The 12,468-nt window shown below is 53.1% G+C and carries 10 protein-coding genes, 2 tRNA genes and 2 pseudogenes; 5 read left to right on the top strand and 9 right to left on the bottom strand.

What is annotated here, in order from left to right:
* Window positions 1-95, bottom strand: a 95-nt coding sequence (locus MKS11_RS25290; protein WP_225368923.1) for a hypothetical protein, incomplete at its 3' end; no start/stop codon positions are given.
* 21 nt (window positions 96-116) lie between these two features.
* A complete protein-coding gene (locus MKS11_RS25295) occupies window positions 117-3,359 on the bottom strand; it encodes a hypothetical protein (protein WP_284109756.1) in 3,243 nt (1,080 codons plus the stop codon).
* Window positions 3,360-3,592: 233 nt separating this feature from the next.
* On the opposite strand from MKS11_RS25295, the pseudogene MKS11_RS27735 reads away from it, so the two are divergent.
* From MKS11_RS27735 to MKS11_RS25310, 3 genes and pseudogenes are all read left to right on the top strand, one after another.
* Window positions 3,593-3,682: pseudogene (locus MKS11_RS27735) on the top strand (helix-turn-helix domain-containing protein); the annotation flags it as partial.
* 491 nt (window positions 3,683-4,173) lie between these two features.
* The gene (locus MKS11_RS25305) at window positions 4,174-4,527 is read left to right on the top strand and encodes a type II toxin-antitoxin system RelE/ParE family toxin (protein ID WP_049092199.1); all 354 of its coding nucleotides are present in this window, start codon (window positions 4,174-4,176) and stop codon (window positions 4,525-4,527) included.
* A gap of 4 nt (window positions 4,528-4,531) precedes the next feature.
* Window positions 4,532-4,834, top strand: coding sequence for a helix-turn-helix domain-containing protein (locus MKS11_RS25310; protein WP_049092200.1), 303 nt, complete (start codon window positions 4,532-4,534; stop codon window positions 4,832-4,834).
* A gap of 435 nt (window positions 4,835-5,269) precedes the next feature.
* On the opposite strand, the pseudogene MKS11_RS25315 reads toward MKS11_RS25310, so the two are convergent.
* From MKS11_RS25315 to MKS11_RS27740, 4 genes and pseudogenes are all read right to left on the bottom strand, one after another.
* Window positions 5,270-6,201: pseudogene (locus tag MKS11_RS25315) on the bottom strand (tyrosine-type recombinase/integrase); the annotation flags it as partial.
* Window positions 6,202-6,362: 161 nt separating this feature from the next.
* Window positions 6,363-6,438 (bottom strand) — tRNA-Asn (locus MKS11_RS25320).
* Window positions 6,439-6,564: 126 nt separating this feature from the next.
* Entirely contained in the window at window positions 6,565-8,001 is a 1,437-nt protein-coding gene (locus tag MKS11_RS25325) for an EmmdR/YeeO family multidrug/toxin efflux MATE transporter (protein ID WP_211773144.1), read from the bottom strand.
* Between the two features lie 8 nt (window positions 8,002-8,009).
* Window positions 8,010-8,189 carry a DUF5951 family protein gene (locus tag MKS11_RS27740; protein ID WP_219619312.1) on the bottom strand — a complete coding sequence of 60 codons (180 nt, stop codon included), beginning with the start codon at window positions 8,187-8,189 and terminating at the stop codon, window positions 8,010-8,012.
* A gap of 5 nt (window positions 8,190-8,194) precedes the next feature.
* Here MKS11_RS27740 and MKS11_RS25330 point away from each other — a divergent pair.
* Both MKS11_RS25330 and MKS11_RS25335 read left to right on the top strand, forming a co-directional pair.
* Window positions 8,195-8,270 (top strand) — tRNA-Asn (locus tag MKS11_RS25330).
* Between the two features lie 281 nt (window positions 8,271-8,551).
* A complete protein-coding gene (locus MKS11_RS25335; protein ID WP_211773143.1) occupies window positions 8,552-9,655 on the top strand; it encodes an AarF/UbiB family protein in 1,104 nt (367 codons plus the stop codon).
* On the opposite strand, the gene MKS11_RS25340 is transcribed toward MKS11_RS25335, so the two are convergent.
* The 3 genes from MKS11_RS25340 to MKS11_RS25350 all read right to left on the bottom strand — a co-directional run bounded on the left by MKS11_RS25340 (window position 9,652) and on the right by MKS11_RS25350 (window position 12,433).
* Entirely contained in the window at window positions 9,652-10,623 is a 972-nt protein-coding gene (locus MKS11_RS25340) for a sensor domain-containing diguanylate cyclase (protein WP_049093797.1), read from the bottom strand. The genes MKS11_RS25335 and MKS11_RS25340 overlap by 4 nt on opposite strands.
* A 205-nt stretch (window positions 10,624-10,828) precedes the next feature.
* Window positions 10,829-11,665 carry an alpha/beta fold hydrolase gene (locus tag MKS11_RS25345; protein ID WP_004203515.1) on the bottom strand — a complete coding sequence of 279 codons (837 nt, stop codon included), beginning with the start codon at window positions 11,663-11,665 and terminating at the stop codon, window positions 10,829-10,831.
* A gap of 192 nt (window positions 11,666-11,857) precedes the next feature.
* The gene (locus MKS11_RS25350; RefSeq protein ID WP_064183792.1) at window positions 11,858-12,433 is read right to left on the bottom strand and encodes a hypothetical protein; all 576 of its coding nucleotides are present in this window, start codon (window positions 12,431-12,433) and stop codon (window positions 11,858-11,860) included.
* Window positions 12,434-12,468 lie beyond the last annotated feature (35 nt).

Below are 12,468 nucleotides of genomic sequence, written 5' to 3' on the forward strand. Positions count from 1 at the left end.
GCTTTATTGTAGGTGGGCCAGTTGGAGATTTTGAACTTTTGCTTTGCCACGGAACGGTCTGCGTTGTCGGGAAGATGCGTGATCTGATCCTTCAACTCAGCAAAAGTTCGATTTATTCAACAAAGCCAAAACTGCCATGTCTGTGGGGAGTACCAGATTTTGCCGTCAGTATTAGCTAATTTCGGTTTTTCAAAGCAAGCCCATTTATATAATTCAAGATCAATGTCGAAAGCGTTTTTTCCTGGTTCCCAGGCTAAATCATGTTGAAGTACTGCTTTACCGAGTTGTCGCCAGAGTAATGGGATGTCATCTCTTGGTGTTGACTGTTCTCGTAATAACCGAATAGCAGGAACCAGCCGCTGATCGATATAATCCAATGCTAGTTTCCCAGGTTGTGTCGGCGTCATGAGCTGGCTGAAGAAATTGTTCTGTGTCAGTTCATCACGCTCCCGAAGTGTATCCAGTAATTGACGATTGAGTGCCGAAAGCTGTCGACGATTTGATGTATAAATAGGCAGTGAAGCAAAGCGGGACAGATGTTTTGCCAGTTCAGAATCAAGATGAATTTCAGCGTTGGGTACTTCACACCAGGCTCTCTCAATACGACCAACCTGCTGTTGAACATTGGCTGCCGTATTTTTTATATAATCGCTGGTTCTCTTATACTCCCCGTTTAATCGGGAAATTTCGTTCTTCCGGTTCAGCATCAGTGGGAGGACGAAGCGCTGATGCTGTTTACGTGAAATTTCTCCTGCACGGAGCAATTTTTCCAGATTGCGCAATTGGAAGCCTGCATGTGCCATATCATCATTACTATTCGCACTGGCCTGAAAAGCGGAAAAGTAATAATGTCGTGATTCCAGTAAATATAAACAGGTCAAATCCATATTTTTGCCGGATTCAGGCAGGCTGAAATCCAGATTCACACCGTTGGTGGCAGAGGCAGTTTGTGTCAGTACAATAACAGTACGTCGGGAATCGAATGCGGCCTGATAGGCATCACTGAACCCCTCTTTCTTCTGACATTCGGCGGTTAACAGACAAATCAACGCAGGCTCGTTATGTATGGTCACCGGGATAAACACATCAGTAAAATTCTTTAGCAGAAGATTGTCGGATAAAGGTGGATCCAGTTTTAACCATGTGAGGCAATCCCTGCTTTGTGCCGCTATTGCAGTAGTCAGCCATTTTCTTAAATAAGATATGGAATTAACAAAAGCCAGATGCCCTCGGTGTTGAGGTCTTTTTCCCGCAAGATCCAGCACATCAAGCAGTTTAAGTAGAATATTCTGGCGATATTCTGATTCGAAATCTGTTAAGGGTTCATCATCATTCTGGAAAAAATCGGGGGGCAGAGAGGCAAGCAGATCCGCTGAATGCGGGCTGTTCTTTATTTTATTAAAATCATGGATTTCAGTATTCAGTTGTGTCTTTCTGATGCTTTCCTTGCTGTTATTGATCTTTTCAATCGCGGTATTCTGTAACTGAATGTCACCATCGGTCTGAACATAGGGTATCGGTTCTTTAAACCAGGAATCAGGTCGGTTTTCAAAAGTAGTTCCGAGGAAGCTTTCCGTAACTGTAGGGTTACGTGCTTCTGCAATATAGCGTAAGGCTGAGTTTATCCACCGGACATCAAAGTGGTTGCAGGCCCTTTCAATATATGATGTGGCCGACAGTGCAAAAACGAGATTACGGCTGGCTAGTGACAGTAGTAATCCTTCTGCTGTTGTGGGCAAGAACGCACGCTTGATCTGTATTCGTAATGGATCGATATCGATATCCGCAATATTTTGTTTCAGCAACCAGTTAGTTAACCCAAAAATACTGGCATGTGTATTGGGCAAAATATTACTTTTTCTTAGTTCCCGCAGTTCAGGCAGATCGGTACGTGGTAACAAAAACCGGGACATATTTGGCAGGGTTGAGCCATAATATGACGGTCTGTAGTCATTAACCGGGTCAAACAGAAGTCGGGTTAACTTTTTTATGTATTCATGCGCTTCGTCTTCACTGGCTGTCAGATCTGTTAGCATCAGGTTAAACTGCCGAATAAATTTTTCTATCAGACGTAAAAAATCGCTGATATCAATTATTGACTCATTGTCCTGAGGTAAAGCGTTGGGTTTTATAATTTCATATCCATGCTCCGCTTTTCGCATAATGAGCCGCTCGCTGGTGACTAAATGATCAGAGCGAAATAAGTAATGCTCACCGAATGACTCACCTGTCAGATATTGTTGTAGTGGCATAACCAATGATCTGGCGTGTGTTAAATCGATATCTTTGTCAACTAATGTATTGTCCAGATTTTCAAGAAACTCAGCTAGGCGTACACGGATCATCGGAGCTGGCTCCGTTGCAACATGCTGCATACGTTGCAACAACCTGCGCCCCCCATCCAGCAACTGGCCCAGACATTCTGGCGGCTCCTGAACCCACTGGGCCTGAGCCAGATACTCCTGCAATACCTCGGCCTGATAATCAAACTCGTCAATAAAAATGATGTGATTACGCAACTCTTTACTGGACATACGTACTTTGCGCCGCCCATCGAAAAATGATGAAACCAGCTTTTGGGTTGTCATGATCAGCAGATGTTGCTTTTCGTCGCGCCAGGCAATGGCGGGAAGAATGCGTCGAACCCAGGCATGACGACGGAAATCATCAAGCCGCTGCTTCGCTGCCTGAGTAAGTTCATTCATTTCGCCGTATTTTTCTTTTTGCTTTTTAACCTCTTTTTCCAGAGACTTAATGTTCTGAATCAGCGTTATTTCTATCGCTGTACACGAATTGATTAACGCTTCTTTCTCACTGGCGATGGCAGCCCGAAATTGTGGGTGATAATTTTTTAGCGTTCTGTTGATACGGAGTATATTGTTGCAACTTTTGCGTAATTTTTCAGCCGTATCCTTACAGGCAAACAGATTAGTGGCATGCAGCTCATCGATAGACGTAAAAGGATTGGGTAGCGAAGCTGGAGAGAGATTTTTCTCATGAGGTAACGGTGTCGCTTCTACGGCAGAAACAATCTGGTCCTCTTGTGCATAAAGCACACTGACCCTGAATGGTTCTCCGTTACTGTCTTTATGCTCCGCTGTTTTCTCATAAATATCGTGCAATATGTTCCAGCGGTGGGTAACCAGAATGGCCTGAAAGCCTGCCTTTTTAATGGATTCCAGTGCCGGAAGTGCGTTGTCTTCATGACCAGGACGATAAAGCGAGCTCGTCTTCCCGCTACCTGTTGGCCCCTGAAGCTGGCAAAATCCTGCGATACGACGGGAGGTTTTGGATTTTTTTGCCCGAGAAAGGGTGTATTCAATAACGGCATTGTAGGAACGTAATATAGGGGCACTCACATTTCACCTCATCCATGTCGGGTTATCGAAGAGTAAAATTTCAGCAAATTCATGTTACGCCGATCGGGTATCATTTCAATGTTTAATATTAATTTCTCTTTACAAAACAACGCTTATGATGCATTTAATGTGTGAATGATTCGTTGGTGTGTTGTATTTATGACTTGATCGTGGGAGATCTCTTCCTTTTATATCAATCTGCGCACTGTATTCCACAAACCCTCTTGCAGCCTCCAACCAATCGCGGATTGATTGCTGAAGCGTTAGATGTTGCGCCTGAAGACATCTGGCCATCGCGCTACCGTAAATCAGAGTATCTATAAGGTAAACAGATCCTCCCGATCTTCTGCCTGCCCTTGCGGGTGGGAGATCGAGGGAACGCCAGTGACGCGCGGCAACTCAGCATCAAATCAACGGGAAATGTTTTTCAGGCAAAAACCGTTTCCTCTTTCTGCGCCAGTTACATTCGTATAATTTCCCCCATGCAATGAATGGCCATCCGGGCTGCCCTTACGCTTCACGACCTGCAAGAAGCGGCCTGATTTCAGGCTGGTCGTCCCGTTACCGACAATACCTTTGTAAATGTCGGACTGCGTTGCAGTTAAGGTCACTCTTCACACTGCGTTAATACCTGAACTGGTTTTTCGGTACAGGTCGTAAAACGGTGAATGTCTTGCATGTTATTCACTGAAATACCCGAATGCGTCTTCATCTTTGAAGTAATGACGCATGAATCCCTCATCCCATCACTTCATAATCCGCTTTATAGCTTTACATCTATATAGCATTTAACCTATATTTATTAGGGGGTCCCATGTGGACAATTAAAACAACGGATACGTTTGATCGCTGGTTTGCCTCGCTCAGCGATACCGACAGGGTCAGCATGCTTGCAGCACTGCTGGTCCTGCGGGAAAAGGGACCAGGTTTGTCCAGACCTTATGCCGATACGGTCAGAGGTTCCCGCTACAGCAACATGAAAGAGCTACGTATTCAGAGTCGGGGCGCTCCGATACGGGCGTTTTTCGCTTTTGACCCGACCCGTACCGGCATTGTGCTTTGTGCCGGAAATAAGGTCGGCAATGAAAAACGTTTTTACGATGAGATGCTCCCTGTTGCTGACAGGGAATTCACAAACTGGCTGAACACATTAAAAGAGAAGGAGTAACGCGATGGGCAGAACGCTGGAACAGCTTATTGCGGATGAAAAACCTGAAGTCGTGGCCAAAGCTCAGGCGATGGCAACGGACATACTGCTCAACATTCACCTTGCCGAACTGCGTGAGAAAGTACAGAAAACGCAGGTGGAGATGGCACAGGCGCTGGGCATCAGGCAACCTACCGTTGCAGGAATGGAAAAACCAGGGCGCGATCTGAAGCTTTCCACTCTCAAACGCTACGTTGAAGCGACTGGCGGCAAGCTACGTCTTGATGTTGAACTGCCGGATGGTTCTCACTACGGATTTGTACTGTAAACACTGGCGCTCCCTGAACCGGAGCGTCAATTCCTTCATGACGGGCAGTGGTCTGCATTGCCGAAGGCTTTGCTGCCGCGTGACCGTAAAACTGCACCAGACGAAAAATTTTCAGATGCTGCATCAGTACCAGTGAGTCACTTTAACCGCAAAGTCGCGAGAAAGTGACGCACGCAGTCCTTTCGACTTGCACCAGATAACTCAACTGCGCCAGCTCATGGCTGGATTCTGACACTGCCTTTTCAGGCCATTTAACCCATAAGGAGAACATGAACCGATACCGAGGAGGATCTGGACGATCCGGGGGATAACCCGCGCAAGCGGGCGGTTGCTCAGAGAGCACAACCGAAGCCCCACCACACCTCAACGGCTGCCGCCCCAGCGCTCGGGTATCGTTCGCAGCCCCAACAAAAAACAAGGGCTATTGGCCTGTGCGCCGGGGAACACCAGTTCCAGATGGCCGGAAATCTCTTGTATCTGCTTCAGAATAGCAATTGCCTGTCGGGAAAGCGGCACAATGTGCGGAGTACGCATTTTTGCGCCACGGCCAGAGAAACGAACTTTCTCAATCGTTTCCCGTGTGGCGGGAATGGTCCAGATTTTGTGTCTGAAATCAATCTCGCTCCAGCGGGCGAAGCGCAGCTCACTGGAACGGATAAACAGATGCAGGGTCAGCACCACCGCCAGCCTTGTAAGCTGTCGCCCCTGCTGATAATCACCAATGCGCTCAAACAATTCAGGTAACCGCTCCAGCGGCAGGGCGGGATAGTGATTTTTAACCGGCGGCGCGGTGACGCCTTCCAGATGCAGCGCCGGATTGTTTTCAGTCAGCCCCTGCTGAACGGCGTAACGCATGATGTTGCAGAGTAGCTGCCGGGTTCGGGACGCGACTTCAAGAAAGCCTTTGTCCTCGATAACTTTCAGCAACGCCGTGAAATGCTGTGTTTTTAACAACGTGACGGGCAGATGACCAATCGCCGGAAAGATATGATTTTCATGCTGGCAAGGATGCGCTCTGCATAGTCAGCCGACCACTTTTTGTTGGTTTTGTGCCATGCCACCGCAACGGCCTCAAAGCATTTTTCCGGTGACGCGGCAGCTTTTTCAGTCATGCGCTGTTGCGCGGGATTGATATTCTGCGCCAGTAGCCTACGGATACCGTCGCGCTGTTGGCGGGCGTCGGAAAGCGAGACCTGCGGGTATGAGCCTAATGCGATGCGGGATTCTTTTCGGTTGAAGCGATATTTGAGATACCAGAGGCGTGAACCGCCCGGATTGACAAGCAGATACAGACCCTGAGAATCGGTCAGTTTAAAGGGTTTATCAGAAGGCTTGATACTGCGGATTTTCGCGTCGGACAGGGACATATGGTGGTCACTCCATTATCGAACTGAAATGACCCCAAATCAGACCACCAATTTTCCCAGATGCGGAGAGATAAACAGATATGCACTGGGAAGAATTTTTACGCTAACTCATTGAATCAAAAACGTATAGAGACTCGCTGAGACGCATAAAAATAAGAATTTGGCTCCTCTGACTGGACTCGAACCAGTGACATACGGATTAACAGTCCGCCGTTCTACCGACTGAACTACAGAGGAATCGTGTGAACGGGGCGAATATTAACGATGACGCCGGACGCTGTAAAGCCTGTTTTTAATAAAATGAATCGTTTGCCGAATTATTCCTCACTTTGCGCAAAAAATGGCGTTTATCCGGCAAACGGATCAGGTTTCCGGCGTTGAGGCCTTCACCCGCGGGTACTTCCACAGCCAGCGGCCGCTCACCATGCGGAAGTAAAACAGCGCGCCGCGCACGGCCCAGTCGAGCACCATCCCTAACCAGACGCCGATCACCCCCATCCCCAGCACGATGCCCAGCGTATAGCCCGCCACCACCCGACAGCCCCACATACCGAGCATCGACACCCACATGGTATAGCGTACGTCACGGGCGCCTTTGAAGGCGCAGGGTAAAGTCCACGACAGCGACCAGATCGGCATAAACAGGGCGTTGAGCCACAGCAGCTGCTTCACTACCTCTTTTACGTCTTCTTCATGGGTATAGAACGAGGCGATAAAGCCCGCGAACGGGGCACTGCCCCAGGCAATCAGCGTCAGAATAATGGTCGACAGCCAGAACACATGCCAGGCCTGGAATTCCGCCTGACCAATCTGCCCTTTCCCCAGCCGCTTGCCGGTGATGATCGTCGAGGCGGAGCCGAGGGCGTTGCCCGGCAGGTTAATCAGCGACGCCACCGAAAAAGCAATGAAGTTGCCGGCGATAACGTTGGTGCCCATCCCGGCGACGAACATCTGGGTCAGCAGCTTACCGCCATTGAACAGAACCGATTCGATACTGGCCGGGATGCCGATCCCCATCACTTCCCAGATAATGGCGAAGTTAAAGGGTTTGAAGTAGCCTTTCAGCGACAGCCGAAGCGCGGGATTGAGGCCCACCATCAGCACCCAGATAGTGGCGATGGCGCCAATATAGCGGGCAATGGTCAGCCCGAGACCGGCGCCGACAAAGCCCAGCCCCGGCCAGGAGAAGAGGCCATAGATGAGCACGCTGCTGATTAGGATATTGAGGATGTTCATCCCGCCGTTGATCAACAGCGGGATTTTAGTGGTACCGGCCCCGCGCAGCGCCCCGCTGCCGATCAGCGCAATCGCCGCCGCCGGATAGCTCAGCACCGTCAGCTCGAGATAGGTCAGCGCCAGGTCCTTGACCTGCAGGGTGGCATCGCCGGCGACAAAATTAATAATTTCCTGACCAAAGGCGTGGATCACCCCCGCCAGCACAATGGAAAACAGGGTCATAATGGCCAGCGACTGGCGCGCGGCCGCTCTCGCTCGCCGCCGATCTCGCTTGCCGAGGCTAAAGGCCACCACCACCGTGGTACCCAGATCGATGGCGGCAAAGAACGACATGATCACCATGTTAAAGCTATCGGCCAGACCCACCCCGGCCATGGCCTCTTTTCCCAGCCAGCTGACAAGGAAGGTGCTCAACACCCCCATCAACAATACGCAGGCATTTTCCAGCAGAATGGGCACAGCGAGGGGGCTGATTTCGCGCCAGTACAGCACACGATAACGCTGACGTTTTTTAAACCAGGATGTCCGTTCGACTGCCTGGCGTACGGCGGAGGTGACGTTCAAGAGAGACCTTAGTGAGAGATGTTGAAACAACATTTCAAATGATGATCGAGAAATGGATATCCTGCAAAGTATTTTTCCGTAATAATTGTCGGAAATGACAACAAATTGTTGATGGAAGCGGCAGTTGCACCTGAACGGGCGAATTGATGTTTGACAAAAGATTTTTCGCCGCTAAGATACGACTCCACACGATTCCTCTGTAGTTCAGTCGGTAGAACGGCGGACTGTTAATCCGTATGTCACTGGTTCGAGTCCAGTCAGAGGAGCCACATTTAAGAAGCCTGCTTTCGAGCAGGCTTTTTGCTTTTCTGCGTCTCTGGCCTTAACGCAGAATCGCATCCAGCCCGGCAAGCACCTCATTGACAACGGCGACAGGTATGCGTTTCAGACGCTTGCCTTTCGCTACCGCCACCCTACGCCCCAGGTATCCTCCATGAACACGCCGCCGCTCAGCCTGAAAAAGCGCCCGGCGGTAGGATGATTTTGCTGACGCTTGCGGGTGAGATAGCGTGAATGAATCACTCTGTCCCATGTCTTATAAGGAGGCGCCATGAACCTCAGACAACAGCAGCAGCAGGCGTTTGACCGCAGCGGTCAGCCGCTTATCGTCGGCGACGTCATCCACTGTCCACTGCCGCCGGAGACCCTCGCCGCGCTGGGTCCGGATTCCCCCTATGTGGCGCAGGTATACGGTTCGGGTCTGACCGGCGAGGTTTACCGGCTGCGCATCGCCGGCAAGGAGTATAATTTAAAGAAACGACGCGCCGTCGCCGGCGTTGCCAATCTTAACGGCCAGCTGTCGTTTTTGAATGAGGTACAGCGCCGACAGGCGTTGCAACGGCTGAAGGATAACCCGAATACCGCACCGCGCTTCACCCACATCGTCCCAACGCTGTATGCCGATTATCGCCTCGGCATCCTGCTCTCCCCCTGGATCGATGGCGAGCCGATTCACCAGTTGACCCCGCCGCTGATCGCCCAGCTGTTCACCACGCTGGAAGCCTGCGAGGAGCAGGGACTGATGGAGTGGGATCTCTGTAGCGGGAACCTGTTGGTGGACCGGGAGGAGCAGCTGTGGCTGTTCGATTTTGGCTATATGTATCCCTTCGACCCGCTGAGAGAATTCAACAGCAATGGTCTGGCCGACCCGCTGTTTCACTTTGTCGAGCGCTTTGAGACCCGTTTCTTTTTTAGCTGGCTGATGACACGGGTGCCCGATGCCGAACAGCAGCTGGCGCAGTATCGCGAGATGAAGCGGCTGGCCGTCGAAAGCTACCGGCGCAAGCTGGTATGGCTTCGCGCCCGGCGGGCAGCCCCGCAGGTACAGGCTCATTTTCAGCAGATAACGACGCGCTGGGAGACGGCGCTGGCTGACCCTTCCGCACTGCGCCGCTTGTTTGCCCTGGAAGCCTTCCGCTCCCATGTGCTGGATATTGAAGACGACCTGCATGGCCAGTCCTGCACCTTGCTCACCCTGCAACGTATCGACTGGGTGATAGGCCAGCTGGAACAGCATTATCGCTTTATCGCCGACGAAGGCGGCCTGTTTTACGACAACGCTGGGAAATCGCAGCAGGCGCTGCTCGGTGACTATGCACAAAAGCGGCAGCAGGCGCAGCAGTACCTGCTCAATGCCGCCGCGGTAAAGGATTAACGGCGCTCGCGCCCCTGTTTCTGCTTCGCCTGATACATCAGGCGGTCGGCGGTGGCCACCAGCGCGTTGAGACTGGGATGGCTGGCGGGATCGTACTCGACGCAGCCCCAGGAGAACGCCAGCTGCCAGGGGTGAGCCGCCTGTTGATTGAAACGCGCTACGTTGTGGCTGAGCGTCTCCATTGCCGTCGCGGCATCGTGGCGGCTGGTATTAGCGAACAGAATAATAAACTCATCGCCTCCCTGCCTGGCGAGGATATCGGATTCACGGAAGGCGGTTTTCATCAAATCGGCGATGGCGATCAGCGCGCGATCGCCCTCTTCATGCCCCCAGGTATCGTTGATGTGCTTAAAGCGATCGAGGTCGACAAACGCCAGGCTCACCGGCTCATGGCGGCGCTGGGCCGTCAGCAGGGCATACTCGGCGAGGGTGAGGAATCCCCGGCGGTTAAACAGTCCCGTCAGCTCATCGGAGGTTGCCGCATCCAACACCTTGAACTCATCCTCCACGATCGCCGCCAGATCGCTTAAGATCTGTATTTCATGCGCGGAGAACGAACGCGGCTGATGGTCCATCAGACAAAAAGACCCCACCGTCGCGCCATCCGGCAGCTGAACCGGGTACCCGGCGTAAAAGCGGATAAACGGCGCCTGAATCACCAGCGGATTGTCGTGAAAACGCTCGTCCTGCTGCATGTCGTTAACGATAAGCGGGTCGGTTTGCAAAATGGTATGGGCGCAAAATGAAATATCTCTCGGCACCGTGTCCACATCCAGACCGGCACAGGATTTGATGTGCAGCAGATCTTCCCCTACCAGGCTGATGGAGGCCACCGGCAGGTTATACAGCGAACGGGCAAGCCTGGTCAGGCGATCAAAGCGTTCTTCTTTTCCGCTATTCAACAGCCCGGAAGAGCGAAGCGATTGCAGGCGACGCTGCTCGTCGGGATGAAGTCCGGCTAATTTCATTGTCTCTCTCTTGTCTCTTGCGCAGAATTCCACCGGGATTCCCGCTGGAAACCCGGTGTTTTATCCTGCCAGGGGAAAAATAGTCGTCAGGTATCCCATGAGTTAAGCAGATTTCCCCTGCTCGTCAACCGGCGCGCCCCGGCGACTGGCGGCCAGGGCGCTGGCGGAAGGCCATTGACGGCTTTCCGCCCGGCGAAAGGGAAGATCAGGCGCGGATAAACGCCAGCAGGTCGGCGTTGATGGTATCGGCGTGAGAAGTGTGCATCCCGTGCGGGAAGCCAGGATAAATGATCAGCTGGCTGTTGGGCAGCAGCTGGTCCTGCAGGATAGCGGCATTTTTATAGGGAACGACCTGATCGTCATCCCCCTGCATAACCAGCACCGGCAGCGTAATCGACTTAAGATCTTCGGTCTGGTCGGTTTCTGAAAACGCCTTGATGCCTTCATAATGGGCTTTGGCGCTACCGATCATCCCCTGTCGCCACCAGTTCTGGATCGTCCCCTGCGACACCTCCGCCCCGTCACGATTGAAGCCATAGAACGGGCCAGAGGCGACGTCGAGATAGAACTGGGCGCGGTTAGCCGCCAGCGCTTTGCGGAAACCGTCAAACACCTCGATCGGCGTGCCGCCAGGATTCTGTTCGGTCTTAACCATCAGGGGCGGGACGGCGCTGATGAGCACCGCCTTCGCCACCCGCCCCTGCGGCTGACCGTAGCGGGCCACGTAGCGGGCGACCTGGCCACCGCCGGTAGAGTGTCCAACATGGACCGCATTGTGCAGATCCAGATGCTCCACTACCGCCGAGACGTCTGCCGCATAATGGTCCATATCATGCCCCTCGCTGACCTGATCGGAGCGGCCATGGCCCCGGCGGTCGATAGCGATGACCCGAAAACCTTCGGCAAGGAAAAACAACATCTGGTTATCCCAGTCGTCGGCGCTTAACGGCCAGCCGTGATGGAAAACAATCGGCTGAGCTTCCTTTGGACCCCAGTCTTTGAAGTAAATATTGACGCCGTCTTGGGTGGTGACAAATGCCATGTTACAGACTCCTCTCTCAGGATAACCAGCCTGCAGGCCCGTGCCTGGGCTGAATGCCGACGGCGGCCGGCTGAGATGCCAGCCGCGCAGGAATGTGATGCCAGTAACAGTGTAGAAGAAATTTATCACCCCGCCGGACGACTTATCCCGTCTCGCTTGATCGGCTCGCTCAAGCCCAGCAAGCGCCAGCGGCTACGCCGCACTCTCCTGCTGGCGGATCCGCACAATCAGCGCGCCGAGCAGCGCCCAGTCCAGCAGCACGGCGAAGGCAAAGCACACACCGCCGCGTCCTGCCCCGGCGGTGTGCCAGGTCAGCAGCGTCGCCGCGATGGCGACAGCCACGCTCAGCGCCGTGGCGCCGCTGATGCGGCTACCCGACAGTGCCGCCCGTCCCGCGGCAACGCGCCAGGCGACAGCCGCCCCCGCGCTGCCGAACGTCACGCCGGGGAGCAGCGCCGGCCAGGCCTGGCCGCCATACCACGCCACCAGCGCCAGCAGCCAGCCGGCCGCCGACAGCAGGAAAGCCCAGCGCGTTGCCGCCAGGGGCGCCCGATAGAGCCTGGGCTGCGCGCGCGCGAATCCCCATCCGGCGCCGAAGGCCGCGATCAGGAGCGCCAGCAGACCCAGCGTGCCGCTCGCCCCGATAACGGGAGCCATGATTAACAGCAAGGCCCCGGCGGCGAAGAGCACGCTGAGAGCGATGGCGCGGCCGCGCGGGTCGATGGTTCCCGCCGCGTCCGCGGCGGCATGGTGGTGTAAAACGTGCATATTCAGCTCCTGACACTGTAAACGACATGAAAATA

The organism is Klebsiella sp. K5-45 (assembly GCF_030128605.1).
GTDB lineage: Bacteria > Pseudomonadota > Gammaproteobacteria > Enterobacterales > Enterobacteriaceae > Klebsiella > Klebsiella quasipneumoniae.

What these genes read in the sequence shown, in the direction of transcription:
- MKS11_RS25340 (WP_049093797.1), bottom strand. Translation starts at nt 10,623, where the DNA reads ATGAAATTAGCCGGACTTCATCCCGACGAGCAGCGTCGCCTGCAATCG.
- MKS11_RS25350 (WP_064183792.1), bottom strand. Translation starts at nt 12,433, where the DNA reads ATGCACGTTTTACACCACCATGCCGCCGCGGACGCGGCGGGAACCATC.
- MKS11_RS25335 (WP_211773143.1), top strand. Translation starts at nt 8,552, where the DNA reads ATGAACCTCAGACAACAGCAGCAGCAGGCGTTTGACCGCAGCGGTCAG.
- MKS11_RS25305 (WP_049092199.1), top strand. Translation starts at nt 4,174, where the DNA reads ATGTGGACAATTAAAACAACGGATACGTTTGATCGCTGGTTTGCCTCG.
- MKS11_RS25310 (WP_049092200.1), top strand. Translation starts at nt 4,532, where the DNA reads ATGGGCAGAACGCTGGAACAGCTTATTGCGGATGAAAAACCTGAAGTC.
- MKS11_RS25345 (WP_004203515.1), bottom strand. Translation starts at nt 11,665, where the DNA reads ATGGCATTTGTCACCACCCAAGACGGCGTCAATATTTACTTCAAAGAC.